A 19,682-nucleotide genomic window follows, 5' to 3' on the forward strand; every position below is an offset into this window, starting at 1 on the left:
CCAGGCGTCTTCGAACGAGATGGCGCACCTGCCAGGAGTTCGGGGGACTCGGGAAAATCGTCGGCACATGGTAGCCAGGTTTCGGCCTAGTATCTACCGGATGGTAACCGCCACCCGCGAACGAGCCCGGGACGACGCCCCGCCCTCCGGCGGCGCCCGGAAGTTCTCGGTGGGCGCGTTCCTCCGCCGCCCGAGCACGTGGATCGTGCTGGCGCTGACCACGTTGTCGTTCCTGCAGATGCCGGGGAAGACGACGTTCGACACGAAGCTCGACCTCGCCGTCGACCCGCTCGCGTTCCTCGGCCGCGCGCTGCACCTGTGGAACCCCGAGGCCACCGCCGGTGAGCTGCAGAACCAGGCGTACGGCTACCTGTTCCCGATGGGCCCGTTCTTCGCGCTGTGCCAGGCCGCGGGGATGCCCGCGTGGATCGCGCAACGGCTGTGGGGCGCGATCCTGCTGTCGGCCGCGTTCGGCGGGGCGCTGCTGCTCGCGCGCGCGATGAAGATCGGCACCGAGCGCACGCGGCTGATCGGCGCGCTCGGGTACGCGCTCGCGCCGCGCATGCTGACCGAAATCGGTGGTCTGTCCGCGGAAATGCTGCCCGCCGTGCTGCTGCCGTGGGTGCTGGTGCCGCTGGTGCGGGCGGGGAAGACCGGCTCGCCGCGGCGCGCGGCCGGGCTGTCCGCGCTGGCCGTGCTGTGCATGGGCGGGGTCAACGGCGCCATGGTGGTGATGGCACTCGTCCTGCCGGGGCTCTGGCTGCTGACGCGGAAGTGGACCCGCGAGCACGTCCGGCTCGTCCTGTGGTGGACGGTGTTCGTCCTCGGCGCGACGCTGTGGTGGATCCTGCCGCTGCTGCTGCTCGGCGAGTACAGCCTGCCGTTCCTGGACTACATCGAGTCCGCGACGAACACCACCGCGCCGATGTCGCTGTTCGAGGTGCTGCGCGGGACGAACCAGTGGGTCGCCTACGTCGTGCAGGGCACGCCGTGGTGGCCGGGCGGCTGGTCGCTGATCGACAACCCGGTGCTGATGCTCGCGACCGGGCTGGTCGCCGGGGTCGGCCTGTTCGGTCTGACCCGGCGCGGCCTGCCCGAGCGGCGGTTCCTGGTGCTGGGTGTGCTCACCGGGCTGACCCTGCTGACCATCGGGTATGTCGGCACGCTCGACAGCCCGCTGGCCGAGCAGGTCCGGCACCTGCTCGACGGGCCGCTGGCCCCGCTGCGCAACGTCCACAAGTTCGAGCCGGTGCTGCGGCTGCCGCTGATGCTGGCGTTCGTGCACGGCATCTCGAGCCCGGCCCGGCTGAAGTCCGCGCGCCGGCTCCTGCGGCCCGCGCTCGGGCTGCTGCTGGTGCTGGTGATGGCCGCGCCGGCGTGGCTGCTGAACCTGCGGTCCGGCCCGGGCTGGGACGAGGTGCCCGCCTACTGGCACAACGCGATGGACTACGTCGCGAAGGCCGATCCGAACGCGCGGACGCTGATGCTGCCGGCCACCGGGTTCGGTGAGTACGACTGGGGCCGCACGGTCGACGAGCCCGCGCAGGCGATCGCGAAGAGCCCGTGGGCGGTCCGCAACCAGGTGCCGCTGGGGTCGGAAGGCAACACACGGCTGATGGACTCCGTGGACGCCGCGCTCGCCGACGGCCGTGGTGATCCCGGGCTGGCCGCGCTGCTCGCGCGGTCGGGCTACCGATTCCTGTTGCTGCGCAACGACATCGACCGGGAGCGGACCACGGCCCCGCCGATCGCCACGCTCCGCGCGGGGCTCGCCGGGTCGCCGGGCATCGGCAAGGCGGCCGAGTTCGGGCCGCTGGAGGTCTACGAGGTGCGGCAGCAGGTGCCGCTCGCCACCGCGACGTCCACAAAGGACGTCCCGACGGTCAGTGGCGGGCCGGAGAACCTGCTCCCGCTGATCGACTCCGGCCAGCTCGACCCGGCGACGCCGACCGTGCTGACCGGTGACGGCGGCTCGCCGGGCGGGCCCCGGCTGGTGACCGACGGCCTGCGGCGCGCCGAGCGGAACGTCGGCGGGGTGCGGGACAACCTCAGCCAGACGCTGACCGCCGGCGAGGCCTACCGCCAGCAGCGCGCGGCCGGCGACGTGCTGCCGTTCCCGGGTCAGGAGCACCAGACCGTGGCCGCCTACCGGGGCATCCGCTCGGTGACGGCGTCGACGGCCGCGTCGTTCGCCGACGCCTTCGGCGGCTCGGACCCGGGGCACCAGCCGTTCGCCGCGATCGACGGCGACCCGCGCACGGCGTGGCACTCGTCGTCGTTCACCGGGCCGATCGGGCAGTGGCTCGAGGTGGAGCTGGACACCCCGCGGCTGGTGACCTCGGTGGACCTGCAGATGGTGGACGACATCCGGGTGGGCTGGCCGGCGACCCGCGTCCGGATCACGACCGACAACGGCTCGGTCGACCAGCAGGTCGTCCGCGGCGCGGGTGCGCACAGCTACTCCGTCGCCGCCGGCGTGACGCGCAAGGTGCGGATCACGTTGCTGTCGCTGGTGGTCGGGCGGCAGGACGGGAACGTCGGCATCGCGGAGCTGGCCATTCCCGGCACCCAGCCGCAGCGCGCGCTGGAGGTGCCCGCGGACCTGCCGGCCGGCCCCGCGCCCGGGTTCGCCTTCACGCGCGGTGCGTCACCGCGGTACGCGTGCCTGCCCGTGGACGGCGCGGTGCGGTGCGACGCCTCCGCCGCCCGCGACGGCGAGGAACCCGACGGCATCCGGCGGCTCTTCAGCACCACGGCCGAGCAGACGTTCCTGGTCGGCGGCTCGGTGCTGCCCGCCGGGGGCGGGAAGAACCCGGTGCAGCTGCCCGGGGTTTCGGTCGCGTCGACGTCACAGCTCGGCGGCGACCCGGCGGCGGGCGGGTTCGCGGCCGTGGACGGCGACGCGGGCACGACGTGGCGGCCCGACATCACCGACCTGCGGCCGACGCTCACGCTCGGGTGGACCGGCCCGAAGCGGATTTCCGGGCTGCACATCGGGGTTTCGCCGTCGAGCGGGGCCCGGGTGCCGCGGCAGGTGCAGCTGGTCGGCCGCACGGGCAACCGCACGGTGGAGCTCGACGCGGGTGGGTCCGCGAGCTTCGAGCCGCTGGACACCGACCAGCTGCAGATCGTGCTGCCCGGAGACGACGACGATCCCACGGCCCGCTCGGCGGTGGGGATCGGCAACCTCTCACTGTCCGGAACGGACGGTCTGCTGCCCGGGCCGGACCCGGCGTTCACGGTGCCGTGCGGGTCCGGGCCCAACGTCCACCTGGACGGCCTCGACTACCGGACGTCGGTGCAGGGCACGCTGGCCGACATCACCGCGCACCGGCCGCTGGAGCTGCGGATGTGCCGCGACTCCGAGGGCGGGATCGTGCTCCCGGCGGGCGGGCACGAGCTGCGGACGGACCGGTCGGAGTCGTTCGTGGTCCAGGACCTCTGGCTGCGTCCGGCGACGGCCGCGGCGCCACCGGTGCACCGCGCGGTCCAGGTGGGCAAGTGGGACGCGGCGTCGCGGTCGGTGACGGTGGCGCCGGGCGAAGAGGCCGTGCTGGCGGTGCCGGAAAACGCGAACGCGGGCTGGACGGCCACTTTGGACGGTCGTGAGCTGACCCGCACCCGGGTCGACGGCTGGCAGCAGGCGTGGATCGTCCCGGCCGGCGCGGGCGGGGTGGTGTCCCTGTCGTTCGGCCCGGACTCTTCGTACCGGCTGGGGTTGCTGATCGGCGCGCTGGCGGTGCTTTTGCTGCTGGTGGGGGTGTTCTGGCCGGCCCGGCGGAAGGTTTTCGCGGTGGCTCCGGGCGGGTCGCTGGTGCCGGTGGTCCTGATCGGGCTGCTCGTGACGCTGGGCGGGATGCTGCCGGTGGTGCTGTTGATCGGGTGCCTGCTGGCGCGGCAGTTCTCGGAGCGGGCGCCGCGGTACATCGCCTTGGGCGGGGTGCTCGTGGCGGTGGTGGTGTCGGTGTTCGGGCGGGTGCTGGGGCACGGGCAGGAGTGGGCCTACGGGCCGGTGACGCAGGCGGCGTTGCTGCTGGCGGCGGCCGCGATGGTGTCGACCTGTGTGGACTGGTTCACCCGCAAAGATGTCGTGAGTGGTAATTCGGGTTAGAACCCTAATTACCACTCACGACGGCCGCGGCAGACCGGCGAGCTCGCAGCTCCAGCGCCACTCCGGCCACCGCCAGCCCGCCGGCACAACAAGCCGCCACCGTCACCACCTGCACAGCCGACGCGTGCAGCCAGGCCGTGATCACCAGTGCCTCCACGGCCACCGCCGCCCACATCAGCACCGTCACGCGGCGGTCGCCGTCGGCCAGGCGCGCGTACAACAGGATCTGCACCAGCGCCAGCATCGACCCGGCCAGCGCGAACGGCCACACCGGCATCGTGCTCCCGGCGTACTTCGCGCCGCCGATCAACGCCAGCAGCGACGGGCCCAGCACCACGGAAACCAGCAGCACCACCGAGTCCAGCGCCGCGCACACCGCCAGCGCCACCGGCAGCACCCGGCGACGGCCGGCCGACAGCGCGAACCGGGGGAGCACCAGCACGCCGACCGCCTGCGGCAGCCAGTACGCGATCTTCGTGACGATCGCTCCCAGCGCGTACTCGCCGGCCGACGCCGCCGGGAGCGTGTGCCGCGCCAGGACCAGGTCGAGGTTCACCAGGAGCACCAGCGCCAGCATCGCCTGGGCCGTGTGCAGCACCTCGGCGCCGTGGCGGTCGGACCAGCGGGGACGCGGGCGGCCGCAGACCTGCCAGCCCGCCGTGACCACCGCCAGCGAACCGATCGCCGTGCCGGCCAGCGCGCCCGTCGTCGACCCCGAAACCAGCAGCCCCACCAGGGAACCGCCGACCTTGCCCGCCCCCTCCAGCGCGATCAGGCCGGCCAGCGTCGAGAACCGGTGGCCGCCCTGCAGGAGCCCGTGGAACAGCCCGAGCAGCGTCAACGGCCCCAGCGAGGCCGTCAGCAGCAGCGCCGGCGCCAGGGAGCCCAGGTGCAGCAGGAGCACCAGCAGCGGGCTGAGCGTCAACGCCGCCGTGGCGACGATCGCGCTGGTCATCAGCCCCAGCGCGAACAGCGAGCCGCTGTGCTGCGGCGAGCGGGCGACGCGCAGCGCGACCACCGTCTGCAGGCCCATCGCCGGGACGACGCCGATCACCAGCACCGCCAGCAGCGAGCTCAGCTCCCCGAACGCACCGGGCGCGAGGAGCCGCGCGGCCACCAGGCTGAGCACGTAGCTGCCGGCGTTGTTGCCCGCGAGCGCGAGCGAGACGAGGATCGCCGCGACCCGGTTGCCCGTCCGCGTCGGCACTTCGGTGTCTACGCTCAACGGCGGGCTCCCGTTACCGGCGGGTAATGACCAGGCACCATAACCGTGCCCGCACCGGAAAGGAAGGGCAGTGGACACACCGAGCCGACGCTTCGCGCTCCCCGTGCTGTCCGCGGTGCTGGCGTTCGCTGTCTGCGCGCCCCTGCTCGGGCGCGGGTTCGTCCTGAGTTACGACATGGTCTTCGCGCCACGCCAGTATTTTGTGCCGGACGCCTTCGGCCTCGGCGCCGTGCTGCCGCGCTCGGTCCCCGCCGACGCCGTCGTCGCGCTCGTGACCACCGTGGTGCCCGGAGACATCGTCCAGAAGATCGTCTTGCTGCTGGCCATCTTCTTCGCCGCCCAAGGCGCCGGCCGGCTCGTCCCGACCGAACACCTCGGCACCCGGCTCGTCGCCGCGACGGCGTACGCCTGGACGCCGTACGTCGCGGAGCGGTTGTTCATCGGGCACTGGCCGCTGCTGCTGACGTACGCGTGCCTGCCGTGGATCGTCCGGGCGGGACTGTCGGCACGCGACCACGAACCCAACGCCCTGCCGAGGCTGGTGCTCGCCTGCGCCCCGGCCGTGCTGACTCCGCCGGGTGGAGTGCTCGCGGCCGCCGTCGCGATCGTGGCGGCGGGACCGCGCCGGATCTGGCAGACGGTCGCGCTCTCCCTGCTGCTCAACCTGCCGTGGCTGGTGCCGGCGTTCCTCAACACCGGCGGCACGTTCTCCGACCCGGCCGGCGTTGCGGCGTTCAGCGCCCGCGCGGAAAGCTGGGGCCCCGCGCTGCTCAGCGTGCTCGGCCTCGGGGGCATCTGGAACGCCGAAACGGTGCCGGGCAGCCGGAGCATGCCGCTGATCCCGGTGCTCGTTCTTGTCGTCGTCGCCATCGCGGTCGCCGGGTTCCGCCCGCTCGCCGCGCGGTGGGGGACCCCGCCCGTCCGCGCCCTGGTCCTGCTCGGTGTCGCGGGGGTGCTCCTGGCGTCCCTGGCGACGTTGCCGGGCGGGGCGACGCTGCTGGACTTCGCGACGCGGCACGTGCCCGGCGCGGGACTGCTGCGGGACGCCCAGAAGTGGGTGGCCTGGTGGGCATTGCCGCTCTCGCTGGGGTTCGCGCTGGCCATCGAGGTCGCCGCGGCGAAGCTGCGGACCGCGGGCGGCCGCGCCGCGCTGGTGACCGCGGCGGTCGTCTTCCCGCTGCTCACCATGCCGGACCTGGCCTGGGGCGGCTGGGGACGGCTCGGCACCGCGCAGTACCCGCCCGACTGGCAGGCAGTGTCCGAAGTGCTCGGTGACCGGCCGGGTGACGTGCTGGCGCTGCCGCTTTCGGCGTTCCGCGGCTTCGCCTGGAACGACAGCCGCACGCAGCTCGACCCGGCGCCGCGCGTCCTGCCGAAACCAGTGTTGATGGACGACGCGCTGCAGGTCGGTCCCGAACGCATCGCCGGTGAGGACCCGAGGATCGGGGACGTCCGCGCGGCGACGTCGGCGCGGCAGCTCACCGACGCGGGCATCGGCTGGATCCTCGTCGAACACGGGACACCCGGCGAGGTCGACACGCGGTTGCTCGACGGCGCGACGGAGGTGTGGTCGGGTGACTGGCTGACGCTCTACCGGACCCCGGGTGTGCCGGCGGTGAAGGAGATCGCGTGGGCGCCCGCCTTGGTGGCGAACGGAGTAGCGCTCGGGTTGCTGTGCGTCGCACTGTTGTGCCGCATGTTACCGATGCGTACATTGGGCCGCGGCAGGAGTTCCCCGCCGCGGAAGGAGTGACACGTGGGCACGGTCATCGGCGTGGTCGCCGCCGTCATCATCGGAGGCGGACTGGCGACGGGGGCGGGCTTCGCACTCACCAAGGGCGCGGATCCGGACAGCACCACGCAGGTGCAGGAAAAGCTCAACGCGCCGTTGAAGTACAACCCCGCCGACCACCCGGCCAAGCTCTACGGGAACCGCTGACGCGGTGCCCCGGCTCGCCTCCGACCACGCGCACCGCGTCGTCGGGCTCTACGGCGACCCCACCGTTTCCTGGAGCATCCTCCTCGAAGCGGAGCTCGGCACGGCCGTGCCCGACCCGGAGAAGCTCCGCTCGCGGCTGGCTGCCGCCGCTCAGCAGTACCCGCATCTCGGTGTGCTGCCCGAAATCGAGCTGACCACCGCGGCCGACCTGCCCGCCGTCCGCGAGCGGTTCGCTGTCGCGCCTTACGAACGCGCCGATCCGCTGGTCCGCGTCGCCGTCTGTGTGGACGAGCTGACGCTCCTGGTCGCGGCACACCACGGCGCGCTCGACGGTCTCGGCCTGCTGGCCCTGCTCGGCATCCTCCTCGACGTCCCGGTGTCCTCGGGCGCGACCGGGATCGGCGAACGCGTGGCGGGCAAGGCGTTCCTCGTCTCCGCCGTCCAGCGGTTCGCTGAAGCCCTTTTCACGCCGCCCGCAAGGATTGCGCCCGACCGGGCCGCTCCGGCCGCGGGAGACGTCTTCGCGGCCGCGTACGAGCAGCGGGTGCGCCTGGGCGCCGCGGGGTTCGTCGCCGCGGCGGCCCGCACGACCGAACGCTGGAACCAGGCCCACTGGAAGCGCGCCGACCGGATCGTGGCGGCGCTGGGCGCGTCGTGGCGGCCGGGCGCCGCGCCGGAACCCGTGCACGACAGCGCGTTCTTCCGGCTGCGGCTGGGAAACCACCCGGCGGCGGGCGACGTCGCGACGGTGTTGCGCGAACAGCCGCCGGAGCCCGACTTCCCGGCCCGCAGCAGCCGGCTGGCGCGGCTGGGCACACGCCTGCTGGCGAGCCGGCTCGGCTCGACGTTCCTGATGTCGAACCTGGGGGTGGTGTCCACGGGGGACACCGTGCGCTCACTGGCGTTCTACCCGGCGGCCAGCGGCCGGTCCGGGGTGGCGTTCGGCGCGGCGACCACGGGCGGCACCACGACGGTGACGGTCCGTGCCCGCCGCAAGGACTTCGACGCGCTGGCGGCGGCGCGGCTGCTGGCTGAGTTCCGGGACGCGGTGCGGGAGCAGGGGTCGGGGCGCTGAGTCAGTTCACTCGGCGAGCTCCGGGACCCGGGCCGGGACCAGGACCCGCGGCCGCGGCGCCGGCCGCCCGGAGACGTCCTCCACCAGCGAAGCGAACTCGCCGACACTCGCGTCCCAGCTGAACCGGCCGGCCCGCTCGGCTCCGGCCAGGCCCATCTCCGCGCGCCGCAGGCCGTCGGCGAGGAGGCCGTCGACCCGGGCCGTGAAGTCGTCGAAGTCGTCCGCCAGTAGGCCCGTGCGGCCCTCCACAATGGATTCGGCGACCCCGCCGGCCGACCGGTAGGCGACCGAGGGCACGCCGTGCGCCGCGGCCTCCATGATGACGATGCCCCAGCCCTCCTTGACCGACGGGCACAGGTGCAGCCACGACCGCGCGAGCACCTCGTGCTTGGCCTGCTCGTCGACCCAGCCGTGCAGGACCACGCGGTCGGCCACCCCGCGCGACGCCGCGTGCGCGCGCAGCACCTCGTCCCACGGCCCCTGGCCGACGACCTCGAGCCGCAGCTCCGGCCAGCGCCGGGCGAGCTGTGCGACGACGTCGATGGCGTGCTCGATCCGCTTGTGCGGCACCAGCCTGCTCACCGCGACGAGCGTCGGTGACGCGTCCCGTTCGGACACGCACACCGGTGGCGCGTCGAGCCCGTTCGGCACCACGCTCACCCGCTCGTTCTCGACGCCCAGCCCGGCCAGCTCGGCCTTGGTGACCTCGGAAACCGTGACGTACCGGCACTTCCGGAACAGCCACGGCGCCAGCCGCGACTCGATCCACCAGCCGGCCCGGCCCAGCACCTCGCCGAGCGCGCTGATCCACTGTTCCTTGTGGACGTGGTGCACGAGCACCAGCACGGGACAGCCGGCGACCAGCCGGGCGAAGAACGGCATGCCGTTCTGGACGTCCACCACGAGGTCGGCGCGGGCCCGGCGGATCGCCCGCAGCGCGTGCGCGTAGACGCCGAACTTGTTGCCCCGCCGCCGGTAGCGGACGCCGTCACGCCACTCGCCGTCGGTCGCGCCCAGGTAGGCGGCACACTGGATCTCGACCCGGTACCCCGCTCTCGCGAGCCCTTCGGCCATCCGCTCGACGTACCGCTCGGACCCGCCACCTTCGGGGTGGCCGGTGTCGCGCCAGTTGACGAGGAGCACTCGAGGTCGTTCCATCGGGTTATCCAAACGTTAGCGACGATGCTAGGTTACCGGTGCGTACACAGTAGAGGAACGTATTCGGGAAAGCGACGGTTCAATGGTAGGCAATCGAATTTCTCCCGTGGCCGGGCAGCCGCATCGCGCGACGCTCCGCCGTTCCGTGACGCTGTTCCGCACGTTCCTCACCGAGCAGTCCGACCCGGACGGCTTCTATTCCGCGCTGGCCGCCGATTCGGTGCGGCAACTGGCCGCGCACACTCCGCTGTCCGGCCGCACGGTCCTCGACGTCGGCGGCGGCCCCGGGTACTTTTCGGACGCCTTCCGCGCGGCGGGCGCGGTGTACCTCGGGCTCGACCCGGACGTCGGCGAGCTGTCCGCGCGGGGTGAGCCCGGCGAGAACATGATCCGCGCCAGCGGCACGGAACTGCCGGTGCGCACCGGATCCGTCGACGTCTGCTACTCGTCGAACGTCCTGGAGCACGTCGCCGAGCCGTGGGTGATGCTCGAGGAGATGTGCCGGGTGACCAAGCCTGGTGGCACGGTCTTCGCGTCGTTCACGCCGTGGTACTCCCCGTGGGGCGGCCACGAGACGGCGCCGTGGCACTTCCTCGGCGGCGACTACGCCCGGCAGCGCTATCTCCGGAAACTCGGGAAGCAGCCGAAGAACAAATTCGGGGAAAGCCTGTTCCCCGTTTCGGTGGGCGCCGCGCTTCGCTGGGCGAAGACGACGCCGCTCGCCGACGTCGTCGCCGGGTATCCGCGTTACCACCCGAGCTGGGCGATGTGGATCGTGCGGATTCCCGGCCTCCGGGAAATCGCGTCCTGGAATCTGGTGCTGGTGCTGCGCCGGCGGTGAATCAGGTCTGGGCGAAGACCACCTGACGCCGTTTCCGCGGCGCCGGCGGTTCGGGGCGCCGGCGCCGGAACAGCACCACGAGCGAGGCGATGATCAGCACACCGCCGCCGATGCCGAGCCAGAGCGGGCCGGTGCTGGACAGGAACTCCAGCTTGCCCTTGTTCGCGTCCACCTGGTCGACCATCTGCGCGATGGTCTTGCCGTTGTAGGCGAGCGTGCCGTCGAACACGATCGTCGCGGTGGTGAGGGTGCGCAGCTCTTGGTGCTGTTGTTGCTGCTGCTTGACCTCGATGCCGGTGACCGGCTCGACCCACATCGTGTTGACACCGCGGTAGTAGAGGTCGGCCTTGACCGTCGGCTCGGTGCGGCCGACGAGCGCGCCCGGCACGTCCTTGGTGGCGATCTTCGTGTCGGGGATGTCCTGGACGTACCGGTAGGTCTCGATCCCGTTCACCGTCTCGGTGCCGGAGAACTTGGCGGTGACGGCCTTGCCGGTGTTGTCGTCGTAGACCGGGTAGTCCTTCTGTTCGGCGCCGAACGGGAACTTGAAGTTCAGGCCGGGCTGCGCCTTGTAGTCGTTGGTCTCGGGCGGCTTCTGCCCGTCCTTGTCGGCCTTGTCCTTCAGCTCCGTGACGAAGCTGCTGTTGGCGTCGCACGGCGGGTCGGACTCGCCGTGCGGTTCGTAGCCGGCACCGGTGCGCCGGTCGAAGCAGACCTGCCGCTTGCTGGCGGAGAGCACGGTGTTGTCGGCGTCGTCGGTGACCTGCACCGCCAGGAGCCAGACCGCGTAGTCGGTGTCCTGACGCATCTCCGGCGCGGCGAAGTTCGCCTGCACGTGCCCGGTCGCGGTCAGCTTCGCGTCTTCGCGGATGTTCGAGACCGGACCGGATCCGTTGTCGGTCACGGCGAGGACCTTGCTCGCGGTGCCTTCCAGCACCGACGTCGAGTCCTGGTCGAGCGGCACCTTGGCGAGCTCGGGGTACACGTAGGTCGGGAGGAGCACTGCCCCTGCGACCGCAAACACGCCCAGTGCCAGCAAGATCAGGCCGAAAGCACGTCGCAACGGTCCTCCTGGGTCGTCGTCGACACCACACAAATTACCCGGCGGTAATCAGTGCCCGGATAGTGGCCCGCGCCACGCCGCGCGTCAAAGTGTGACCGGCGGTCACAGCCACCCGGTGCGACCGGAAGGTGGCATGTGCGCGGCCGTTCGGACCAAGCGACCAAACATGTTTGTTCCCGGGCACAACGGGCATGGGCCCACCATCGGACGATCCTCACTCCGCCGCGCCGGACCACCAAGGAGAATTCCTCTTTTGCCCCAGGACCCATCGATGGTCGCCATCGCGGCGACCGCGCGCTGGCGGGCCCGGATCGTGGCGGCGGCCGCGAGCGCGGGGATCACCCTCACCGATCCGCTGGCCGGCGTGCCCGGCATCCGCGTGCTCGCCTGCACCCCGGGCGACCTCGGCGTGCTCGTGCCCCGGCTCGTCCGGGACGAAGTGCCGTCCCGAGCGGCGATCGGCGCGCATTCGGACTCGATCGCCGACCCGGAGCTGCGTGACGCCGTCGCCGACGTCGCGGCGCTGCTTTCGTTGCACGGCAACGTGGTGCTCGACCTGGACGCCGGCGGCCGCCGGCGGGCCCCGGCCCGGCCGGACGTGGTCGTCTCGGCCGGTGTGGACCGTCCCCAGTGGACGGAGCCGGCGGTGACGCTCCCGGTGGGCACGGCCCGCCGCGGGGGCCCGCTCACGGTGGCGCTCACCGCCGGTCCCGGCTTCGAAGGCCTGCTGCTCGACCTGGCCCGCCTGGTCGAGGCCGACGCGGCCTAGGCCGGGCGGAACTCGGCTTCTTCGAAGGCGGCCTTGCCGGCGAACGAGCTCCGCACGAAGACCGTGCCGTCCTGGAAGTCGGCGCCGAGGAACTGGGCCTCACCGGAGAAGCTTCGCGGATGCGGCAGCCCAGGAGGCTGAACTCGACGAGGGTGGCGCCGGTGAGGTCCAGGTCGATGTGGGGCCGGAACGTGGGTTCCGGGTGTCTCGGGTCCGCGCCGGGTTGAGGTGCTGGGTGAGGATCCGCCGGACGGTGCGCCGGACCCCGCGTTCTTGCCGGTCTGGTCGGTCTGCGCGGCGACGCCCGCCGGCACCGGTTCGGTGTACGGCGTCCGCAGGCAGGAGCAGAGCACGTTGACAACGGTTTGCCGCTGCCCGAGGTTGTCCTGCGCGACGCGTTCGAGCGCGTTCTGCGCCGCTCGTTACCAATCCGGCCGCGGTCACGGCGGAAACCGGCACGTCGGGCTGGTCAGTCGCGAAACGTGCGCCGTCCGTTGAGGACCAGCGCGACCGCGCCGCCGGTGCCGGCGCCGACCGCGGCGGCGGCGATCACCGCGACCGGCACGACGATGACGACGATGCCCCACCACCACGTCCCGCCGCGCCGCCGCCACCCGCGGCCGGCGCTCTTGAGCAAGTTCACGCGGCCCAGTCCGGCCGACCGGCTCAGCCGACGACGGCGGTGGCCCGGATCTCGACCCGCATTCCCGGCGCGCCCAGCGCCGTCACCCCGAGCTGCGTCCAGATGGGCGCGCGGTCGCCCATGCGCTTGCGGAACTGCTCGACCATGACCCGGGTGTGGTCGTCGCCGATGGTGTCGGGGGCGGTCGGGACGTGGAAGGAGTCCACCGCGACGACGTCCGCCCAGCCGGCGCCCGCCGTGGCGAGCGTGCGCTCGACGTTGTCGAAGGCCCGCACGATCTCGTCCTCGAGGGACTCGGGGAAGACGGTGTCGTCGTCCCAGCCGCCCTGACCCGAGATTTCGACGCGGTCGCCGATCCGGACCGCCTGGCTGTAGTGCAGGGCCTCGAGGTGCCGGGGGCCGTAGCCGGGGGTGACGAAGAACTGCGGCATGGTGTTCCCTTCGGTTGACTTCACGCTTGAAGTTAACCTAGCACGGTTTTACTTCAAGCGTGAAGTCATGCGGGTCCGGGTAGGGTGCCGCCATGGCGTCCACCGACGAGCCCCGATGGCTCAACCCGGCCGAAAAGGAAGCCTGGACGGGCCTGGTTTCGCTCGTCCTGCTGCTGCCGGGCCGCCTCGAAGCGCCGCTGCAGCAGGAAGCTGGCCTGACGCTCTTCGAGTACCTGACGCTCAGCCACGTCTCGGAAGCGCCGGAGCGCCGGCTGCGGATGAGCGAACTGGCGTACCTCGCCAACGGTTCGCTGTCCCGGCTGTCCAATGTGGTCAAGCGGTTCGAGCAGCGCGGCTGGGTGGCCCGTTCGCCGGACCCGGCGGACGGCCGGTACACACTGGTCACCCTGACCGACGCCGGGTTCGCGGTGGTCGAGGCCGCCGCGCCGGCGCATGTCCGGAGTGTGCTGCAGGTGCTGGACCCGCTGACGGCCGCCGACCAGCAGGCGCTGGCCCGCATCGCTGAGAAGCTGCGGGTGCGGCCGGTGGATCTGGCCTAGTCGTCCACCCACTCCAGCAGGTCGCCGGGCTGGCACTCCAGGACCCGGCACATCGCCTCCAGCGTGCTGAACCGGACCGCCTTCGCGCGGCCGTTCTTCAGCACTGCCACGTTGGCCGGGGTCAGGCCGACCTTCTCGGCGAACTCCCCGACACTCAGCTTGCGCTTGGCCAGCTCGACGTCGATGCGCACGACGATCGCCATCAGATGACCGCTTCCAGGTCGGTCCGCAGGCTGGTCGCCTGGCGCAGCAGGGCGCGCATGACGATCATCAGCAGGCCGAGCACCGTGATCCCCACGGTCACCAGGAACAGCAGCATCGGCATCCCCGGGTCGTCCGCGTTGAAACCGACGAAGATCAGCATGCCGACGACCACCAGCCAGGCCGCGCCCACGGCCCAGACGATCACGTCGACCCACTTCAGGGACGCCGTGGTGAAGATGCGGTCCTTCTTGACCAGCGTCAGCAGCTTCCAGGTCGCGACGACCACGACCTCGACGCACAGCACCAGGAACACCGCGATGGCGGTCAACGGCCAGCGCAACGGCGCGTCGTGCGGGTTCTGCGCCGTCTGGTAGGCGATCCCGCCCGGCAGGGACAGCGTCTGGAACACGAGCAGGACGCCGAACAGTACGACGAGGAAGACCCGGAGCGCCGCAACAGCGCGTCTTTCGGTGAGCATGCGACGACTATCGCCGGTTATCTATCGAAAGTCAATCGGTAGTTGTCGATCTACGATGGCTCCGGCTCGAGCCGCACCGATTCGAGGGCGACGTACAGCTCGCCGATGTCCGCCGGGTCCGTCAGGTCGCGCTTGGTCAGGTCCTGGACGCGGCGCAGGCGGTAGCGAACCGTGTTGGGGTGCACGAACAGCCGGTCCGCGGCCTCCTTCGCCGAGCCGTGGCCGGCGAACCACGCGAGCAGCGTGTCGAGCAGGACCTTGCGTTCCGCGCCGGGCAGGGCGAGCACGCCGGACAGCGCGGAGCGCACGACCTCGCGGGCCATGCCCGGCGCGGCCGCGACCAGCGTCGTCACCGGGGAGTCGCCGAACACGACCACCCCCGGGGTCGCCGACGGCAGCGACCGGCGGGCGATCCGGGCGCGGTGCAGCGCGTCCGGGACCTCGGGGAACCCGGTGAACGGCCGGCTCATCCCCGCCGCCAGCGGCAGGGAACCCAGCACCTCGCGCAGCCGTCGGACGTCCTCGATCCGGTCGATCGCCACCAGCCCCGCCTCGCCGCCGGGCCGCCACGCCGAGCGCCAGCGGCGCGCCCGCAGGAGTGCCTCGACGGAGTCCTGCTCGTCCGGCTCGATCCGTTCGGTGACCACGACGACGAACATCCCCGCGGTCGGCAGGCCCAGGTCGCGGGCCGCGGCCTCCATTTCGGCCTGGCCGGTGAGCCGGCCGCGCAGCAGGTCGTCCAGCCGCCGCACGTTCGCGTGGGACGGCTCGGCCGCGACCTCGTCGTACGCCGTGGTCAGCGCGTCCGAGTAGAGGTCGATCGCCTTCCAGACGTAGGAGTTGATCTCGATCGTCCGGGTCGGGTTGAGGAACCCCGGACCGGCGAGCTCGAGCAGGGCCTCGTAGACGAAGGTGCCGCCGATCCGGAACGCGCGCAGCACCGCGGGCAGCGGGATGCCCTGGCGCGCCTGGACGAGCCCGGTCTTGCGGGCGGCGTCGAGGGCCAGGCCGCGGCCTTCGGCCAGTGCCGACAACGCGCGTTCGAGGTTGGCGCGGCAGACCTGGCGCAGCTCGTCGGGGGCGACGTCATCAACCTGGCGGTAGAACTCGTCTTCCGTGCTGAGCAGCCGGGCGAGGCGGTCGGAGAACTCCGGGAGCCGGGCCAGCATCTCGCGCACGAGCTCGCGGTGTTCGCGAGGTACCGGCTCGGCCAGAGTGCCCATCCCTCACTTTAGCTCGGGTCCGCGGCCGGGGACATGCACGAACTTGAGCAAAATTCATGTCCAACGGGTGATCGTCGGTGTGAGGGGTTGACGCCACGATCGACCCATCAAGGCTTGCGCGCGGTCAGGTAGACGTGCGGCTCGGGTGTGGCGCCGGGGTGGTCCGGGACGAACTCCGCGTGCTCCTCGCGCACGATCTCCAGGCCCACCGCCCGCAGGCGCTCGGCCAGCGCGTCGGCCGCGAAGCTGCTCGCGCGCACCGGGTGTCCCATGAAGACGATGTCGACGCCGTCCACATCGGCCGGCACGGTCGCGAACACCAGCAGGCCGCCGGGCTTCAGCCAGGCCGCGAACCGGCCGATCATCGTCTCCTGGTCGGGCCGGGGGAGCTGCAGCATCGAGAAGAACGCCGTGATCGCGTCCCAGGAACCGTCGTCGAAGCTCAGCTCACGCATGTCCCCGAGCTCGAAGCGCGCGGCGGGCACCTGCGCCCGCGCGAGCTCGACCATCTTCGGGGCGACGTCGTAGCCGGTCACCTCGTGGCCCGCGGCGGCCAGCCGCTCGGCGACCGGGCGGCCGGTGCCGGCGCCGAGGTCGAGCACCTTCGCGGCCGCGGGCAGCGACTCGAGCAGGTCGGTGATCGTGTCCCGCTGGGCGGTCGCGGCGCGGAAGGCGGTTTCGTAGTCCTTGCCGAGCGCGTCGAAGACCTCGGCGGCGGTTTCGGGACGAGTCATGGGCTCACCCTGCCAGACGTCGGGTTGCGCAACTTCTGTATTGATACGTGCAAGTACCGAGTAAGTTCGGGCAAAATCGGGGCAACACCTTGTGGGTTCGGGTGTGCGCGACCTACTCTTCCGCCGCACTCCCGAGAGAATCGAGGCCGCGATGTCGCTGCGCACGTTCGGAGCCACGCTCGTCGCGGTGGTCACCGCGCTCGTTTCGGTCGCGGCCCCCGCGACCGCCGCCGCGGACCGGCCCGTCGTGACGCGCGCGGCGCTCGACCCGGGCCTGGTCGCCGGGCGCGGCGCCCCCGTCGGCTTCCTGGAGCAGGAGGCCGAGAACGCCCGCACGAACGGCGTCGTGATCGGCCCGGACCGCTCGGCCTACACCCTGCCCGCCGAGGCCTCCGGGCGGCGCGCGGTCCAGCTGAGCGCCGGGCAGCACGTCGAGTTCACGCTGCCCGCCGCGGCGAACGCGATCACCGTCCGGTACAGCATCCCGGACGCGCCGGGCGGCGGCGGGATCACCGCGCCGCTCGACGTCACCGTGAACGGCGCGCACCGGCAGCGGATGACGCTGACCTCGCAGTACTCCTGGCTCTACAACCAGTACCCGTTCACCAACGACCCGGCCGCGGACCTGCTGCACCCGGACTGGTGGATCACGGAGTGCTCGTGTGTGCCCGCGGCCACCACCCCGGCGCCGGTGATCACGAAACCCTTCCGCCCCAGCCACTTCTACGACGAACAGCGCCTGCTGCTCGGCAGGACCTACCGGGCGGGGGACAAGGTCGAGCTGACCGTCCCGGCCGGGACGCCCGCCGCGTGGACGGTCGTCGACCTGCTCGACTCCGAACTGGTCGCGCCGCCGCACGTCGACCTCTTCGCCGCGAACGTGCTGCTCTTCGGCGCCGACCCGACCGGCCGGCGTGACTCCGCCGACGCGCTCGACCGCGCGATCGCCTTCGCCCGCCGGGCGCACCTCAAGGTCTACCTGCCGCCGGGCACCTACCAGGTCAACCGGCACATCATCGTCGACGACGTCACGATCGAGGGCGCCGGCAGCTGGTACACGATCGTCCGGGGGCACGAGGTCAAGCTGGACACCCCGGCGCCGGACGGCTCGGTCCACACCGGCGTCGGCTTCTACGGCAAGGACGCCGCGGCCGGCGGCAGCCACAACGTCCACCTCTCCGGCTTCGCGATCGTCGGCGACGTCCGGGAGCGCATCGACACCGACCAGGTCAACGCCGTCGGCGGCGCGCTCAGCGACTCCACTGTGGACGGTCTGTACCTGCACCACACCAAGGTGGGCCTGTGGTTCGACGGCCCGATGAAGAACACGCGCGTCACCGGCAACGTCATCGCCGACCAGGTCGCCGACGGGCTGAACTTCCACACCGGCGTCACGGATTCGTTGGTGGCGAACAACTTCGTCCGCAACACCGGCGACGACGGCCTCGCGATGTGGTCGGAGAAAACCGAGAACGCGCGGAACACGTTCAGCCGCAACACCGTCCAGACCCCGGTGCTGGCCAACGGGATCGCGATCTACGGCGGCACGGACACAACCGTGACCGGCAACCTCGTCGCCGACCCGATCCGCGAAGGCAGCGCGATCCAGGCCGGCTCGCGCTTCGGCGCCGAGCCGTTCACCGGGAAGCTGCGGATCACGGACAACACCACCGTGCGGGCGGGCACCTTCGAACTGAACTGGCGGATCGGGCTGGGCGCGCTCTGGTTCTACGCCCTGGAGCGGGACATCGCCGCCGACGTCGAGGTCACCGGTGACCACTTCCTCGACAACACCTACAACGCGATCATGCTCGTCAGCGACTTCCCGGTGAAGGACAAGTACTCGATCACCGGGCTGAAGTTCGCGGACCTGCGGGTCGACGGCGCCGGGACGTCGGTGCTCAGCGCCCGGTCGGCCGGCTCGGCGTCGTTCCGCAACGTCGACGCGCGCAACGTCGGCGCGGTCGGGGTCAACAACTGCGGGTCGTTCAACTTCCCGCCCACCGGGTCGGAGTTCGCGCTGACCGACCTCGGCGGCAACGACGGCGGCTGGCTCGCGCCGTGGCTGCTGCCGAACACCATCACCTGCGACGACCGGCCGCCGGTCGTGCCGCCCCCGGCGCCGTCGGCCTGGTGAGGCTAGGGTTTGGCACGTGGCGGAGTTGCGGAAGGTCTTTGCGGGGATCGGCAAGAGCAAGGCGTTCGCGGCGGTCGGGCGCGCGCTCGCGCCGGCCGACCGGGTGCTGCTGCGGGTCAGCGGCGGCCGGTTCGGCGTCGGCACGGCGGTCGGGCTGCGGACCATGCTGCTCACCACCATCGGGCGCCGCAGCGGGGAGCCGCGGCAGGTGCCGCTGCTGTACGTCGAGCGCGCCGGCGGGTACGTCGTCATCGGCTCGAACTTCGGCGGCGAGGCGCACCCGGCCTGGTCGGGCAACCTGCTCGCCGAGCCGAAGGCCTCGATGACCATCGCCGGCCGCGCAGTCGAGGTCACCGCGCGGCTGCTGGCCGGCGACGAGCGCCAGGAGATGTGGGACGCGGTCGCCGCGTACTGGCCCGCGTACGACCAGTACGCCGTGCGGGCCGAGCACCGCGAGATCCGCGTCTTCCTGCTGGAGCCGGTCAGTCCATGAGGTCGGTGTGCCGGATCCGGTACACCTGCAGCCGCAGGTTGTAGTACTTGTCGGTCTCGCCGACCCACTGCATGCCGAGCCGCTTGGCGACGGCGATCGCGCGCGTGTTGTTCGGCCGGGCGACCGCGAACAGCTCGTCGGTGTCCTGCGTGAACGCCCACTGGATGAGCGCCTGCGCCGCCTCCGACGCGTAACCCTGGCCCCAGACACCGGGGCTGAGCTGCCAGCTCAGCTCGAGGTCCTCTTCGTACGGCGGGAGCAGCCGGATGCCGAGGCCGCCGATCACGGCGCCGTCCTCCTTGCGCTCCACGGCCCAGCGCCCGCGCGGCGGCCAGAGGTTGGGCTGCGCCTCCTGCCACGCGTTCAGCACGGCGCGCATGGCGCCGACGTCGCCGACCCGGTCCATGGCCGGGGTCAGCCAGTGCGTGACGTCTTCCGCGCCGTAGATCTCGAACGCGGCTTCGGCGTCGTCCACCGTCCAGTCCCGGATCACGAGGCGGTCGGTGCTGAGCGCAGTCTCCATATCAAGACGCTACGCCGGGAGGGTCCCGATTGTTCCCACGGCAAAGTGCTCAGAAGGTGAACACTTCACCCTCGA

Annotated in this window: 19 protein-coding genes; 9 read left to right on the top strand and 10 right to left on the bottom strand. The window is 71.9% G+C overall.

The window, feature by feature from the left end:
- Positions 1-100 precede the first annotated feature (100 nt).
- Complete coding sequence (locus ACZ63J_RS28700) at positions 101-4,111, top strand: alpha-(1->3)-arabinofuranosyltransferase (protein WP_465401857.1); 4,011 nt, start codon at positions 101-103, stop codon at positions 4,109-4,111.
- A 4-nt stretch (positions 4,112-4,115) separates the two neighbouring features.
- Here the strand turns inward: ACZ63J_RS28700 and ACZ63J_RS28705 are convergent, their stop codons facing one another.
- Positions 4,116-5,336: an oligosaccharide flippase family protein gene (locus tag ACZ63J_RS28705; RefSeq protein WP_465401855.1), complete on the bottom strand. Its 1,221-nt coding sequence runs from the start codon at positions 5,334-5,336 to the stop codon at positions 4,116-4,118.
- 70 nt (positions 5,337-5,406) lie between these two features.
- On the opposite strand from ACZ63J_RS28705, the gene ACZ63J_RS28710 reads away from it, so the two are divergent.
- Genes ACZ63J_RS28710 through ACZ63J_RS28720 form a run of 3 tightly spaced genes read left to right on the top strand, consistent with a single transcriptional unit; the run spans position 5,407 to position 8,350 of the window.
- The gene (locus tag ACZ63J_RS28710) at positions 5,407-7,089 is read left to right on the top strand and encodes an MmpA family trehalose lipid delivery protein (RefSeq protein WP_465401853.1); all 1,683 of its coding nucleotides are present in this window, start codon (positions 5,407-5,409) and stop codon (positions 7,087-7,089) included.
- A 3-nt stretch (positions 7,090-7,092) separates the two neighbouring features.
- Positions 7,093-7,275 (top strand): hypothetical protein, encoded by a 183-nt coding sequence (locus tag ACZ63J_RS28715; protein WP_465336623.1) that lies wholly within the window; start codon positions 7,093-7,095, stop codon positions 7,273-7,275.
- Positions 7,276-7,279: 4 nt separating this feature from the next.
- Positions 7,280-8,350 (top strand): hypothetical protein, encoded by a 1,071-nt coding sequence (locus ACZ63J_RS28720; RefSeq protein WP_465401852.1) that lies wholly within the window; start codon positions 7,280-7,282, stop codon positions 8,348-8,350.
- A 6-nt stretch (positions 8,351-8,356) separates the two neighbouring features.
- On the opposite strand, the gene ACZ63J_RS28725 is transcribed toward ACZ63J_RS28720, so the two are convergent.
- The gene (locus ACZ63J_RS28725; RefSeq protein ID WP_465402213.1) at positions 8,357-9,493 is read right to left on the bottom strand and encodes a glycosyltransferase family 4 protein; all 1,137 of its coding nucleotides are present in this window, start codon (positions 9,491-9,493) and stop codon (positions 8,357-8,359) included.
- 160 nt (positions 9,494-9,653) lie between these two features.
- Between ACZ63J_RS28725 and ACZ63J_RS28730 the strand changes: the two genes are divergently transcribed.
- The gene (locus ACZ63J_RS28730; RefSeq protein WP_465401850.1) at positions 9,654-10,349 is read left to right on the top strand and encodes a class I SAM-dependent methyltransferase; all 696 of its coding nucleotides are present in this window, start codon (positions 9,654-9,656) and stop codon (positions 10,347-10,349) included.
- 1 nt (position 10,350) lies between these two features.
- Here the strand turns inward: ACZ63J_RS28730 and pgfA are convergent, their stop codons facing one another.
- On the bottom strand, positions 10,351-11,445 hold the full coding sequence (gene pgfA, locus ACZ63J_RS28735) for a cell envelope lipid trafficking protein PgfA (protein ID WP_465439673.1): 1,095 nt from the start codon (positions 11,443-11,445) through the stop codon (positions 10,351-10,353).
- Between the two features lie 238 nt (positions 11,446-11,683).
- On the opposite strand from pgfA, the gene ACZ63J_RS28740 reads away from it, so the two are divergent.
- A complete protein-coding gene (locus ACZ63J_RS28740; RefSeq protein ID WP_465401848.1) occupies positions 11,684-12,181 on the top strand; it encodes a hypothetical protein in 498 nt (165 codons plus the stop codon).
- A gap of 469 nt (positions 12,182-12,650) precedes the next feature.
- On the opposite strand, the gene ACZ63J_RS28745 is transcribed toward ACZ63J_RS28740, so the two are convergent.
- Positions 12,651-12,824: a hypothetical protein gene (locus tag ACZ63J_RS28745; RefSeq protein ID WP_465401846.1), complete on the bottom strand. Its 174-nt coding sequence runs from the start codon at positions 12,822-12,824 to the stop codon at positions 12,651-12,653.
- 23 nt (positions 12,825-12,847) lie between these two features.
- Positions 12,848-13,279, bottom strand: a complete 432-nt coding sequence (locus ACZ63J_RS28750; protein ID WP_465303441.1) for a RidA family protein — start codon at positions 13,277-13,279, stop codon at positions 12,848-12,850.
- Between the two features lie 68 nt (positions 13,280-13,347).
- Here ACZ63J_RS28750 and ACZ63J_RS28755 point away from each other — a divergent pair, with 68 nt between their 5' ends.
- The gene (locus tag ACZ63J_RS28755; protein ID WP_465401844.1) at positions 13,348-13,815 is read left to right on the top strand and encodes a MarR family winged helix-turn-helix transcriptional regulator; all 468 of its coding nucleotides are present in this window, start codon (positions 13,348-13,350) and stop codon (positions 13,813-13,815) included.
- On the opposite strand, the gene ACZ63J_RS28760 is transcribed toward ACZ63J_RS28755, so the two are convergent.
- From ACZ63J_RS28760 to ACZ63J_RS28775, 4 genes are all read right to left on the bottom strand, one after another.
- A complete protein-coding gene (locus tag ACZ63J_RS28760; RefSeq protein WP_247056639.1) occupies positions 13,812-14,018 on the bottom strand; it encodes a helix-turn-helix domain-containing protein in 207 nt (68 codons plus the stop codon). The two genes, ACZ63J_RS28755 and ACZ63J_RS28760, sit on opposite strands and share 4 nt — an antisense overlap.
- On the bottom strand, positions 14,018-14,497 hold the full coding sequence (locus ACZ63J_RS28765) for a DUF2975 domain-containing protein (protein WP_465336628.1): 480 nt from the start codon (positions 14,495-14,497) through the stop codon (positions 14,018-14,020). Before ACZ63J_RS28765 ends, ACZ63J_RS28760 begins: the two co-directional genes overlap by 1 nt.
- Before the next feature lie 50 nt (positions 14,498-14,547).
- Positions 14,548-15,720: a PucR family transcriptional regulator gene (locus ACZ63J_RS28770; RefSeq protein WP_465401842.1), complete on the bottom strand. Its 1,173-nt coding sequence runs from the start codon at positions 15,718-15,720 to the stop codon at positions 14,548-14,550.
- 107 nt (positions 15,721-15,827) lie between these two features.
- Positions 15,828-16,454, bottom strand: coding sequence for a class I SAM-dependent methyltransferase (locus tag ACZ63J_RS28775; RefSeq protein ID WP_465401841.1), 627 nt, complete (start codon positions 16,452-16,454; stop codon positions 15,828-15,830).
- A 151-nt stretch (positions 16,455-16,605) separates the two neighbouring features.
- Here ACZ63J_RS28775 and ACZ63J_RS28780 point away from each other — a divergent pair, with 151 nt between their 5' ends.
- Both ACZ63J_RS28780 and ACZ63J_RS28785 read left to right on the top strand, forming a co-directional pair.
- The gene (locus tag ACZ63J_RS28780) at positions 16,606-18,591 is read left to right on the top strand and encodes a glycosyl hydrolase family 28-related protein (protein ID WP_465401839.1); all 1,986 of its coding nucleotides are present in this window, start codon (positions 16,606-16,608) and stop codon (positions 18,589-18,591) included.
- Positions 18,592-18,607: 16 nt separating this feature from the next.
- Positions 18,608-19,084 (top strand): nitroreductase family deazaflavin-dependent oxidoreductase, encoded by a 477-nt coding sequence (locus ACZ63J_RS28785; protein ID WP_465336632.1) that lies wholly within the window; start codon positions 18,608-18,610, stop codon positions 19,082-19,084.
- On the opposite strand, the gene ACZ63J_RS28790 is transcribed toward ACZ63J_RS28785, so the two are convergent.
- Positions 19,074-19,607 (bottom strand): GNAT family N-acetyltransferase, encoded by a 534-nt coding sequence (locus tag ACZ63J_RS28790; protein WP_323322308.1) that lies wholly within the window; start codon positions 19,605-19,607, stop codon positions 19,074-19,076. The genes ACZ63J_RS28785 and ACZ63J_RS28790 overlap by 11 nt on opposite strands.
- Between the last annotated feature and the right edge of the window lie 75 nt (positions 19,608-19,682).

The sequence above is a fragment of the Amycolatopsis sp. NPDC104863 genome (assembly GCF_055582965.1).

Bases quoted from the DNA above. Each gene is read 5' to 3' on its own strand.
- ACZ63J_RS28775 (WP_465401841.1), bottom strand. From the start codon at position 16,454: ATGACTCGTCCCGAAACCGCCGCCGAGGTCTTCGACGCGCTCGGCAAG.
- ACZ63J_RS28790 (WP_323322308.1), bottom strand. From the start codon at position 19,607: ATGGAGACTGCGCTCAGCACCGACCGCCTCGTGATCCGGGACTGGACG.
- ACZ63J_RS28760 (WP_247056639.1), bottom strand. From the start codon at position 14,018: ATGGCGATCGTCGTGCGCATCGACGTCGAGCTGGCCAAGCGCAAGCTG.
- ACZ63J_RS28780 (WP_465401839.1), top strand. From the start codon at position 16,606: ATGTCGCTGCGCACGTTCGGAGCCACGCTCGTCGCGGTGGTCACCGCG.
- ACZ63J_RS28765 (WP_465336628.1), bottom strand. From the start codon at position 14,497: ATGCTCACCGAAAGACGCGCTGTTGCGGCGCTCCGGGTCTTCCTCGTC.
- ACZ63J_RS28755 (WP_465401844.1), top strand. From the start codon at position 13,348: ATGGCGTCCACCGACGAGCCCCGATGGCTCAACCCGGCCGAAAAGGAA.
- ACZ63J_RS28770 (WP_465401842.1), bottom strand. From the start codon at position 15,720: ATGGGCACTCTGGCCGAGCCGGTACCTCGCGAACACCGCGAGCTCGTG.
- ACZ63J_RS28700 (WP_465401857.1), top strand. From the start codon at position 101: ATGGTAACCGCCACCCGCGAACGAGCCCGGGACGACGCCCCGCCCTCC.
- ACZ63J_RS28740 (WP_465401848.1), top strand. From the start codon at position 11,684: ATGGTCGCCATCGCGGCGACCGCGCGCTGGCGGGCCCGGATCGTGGCG.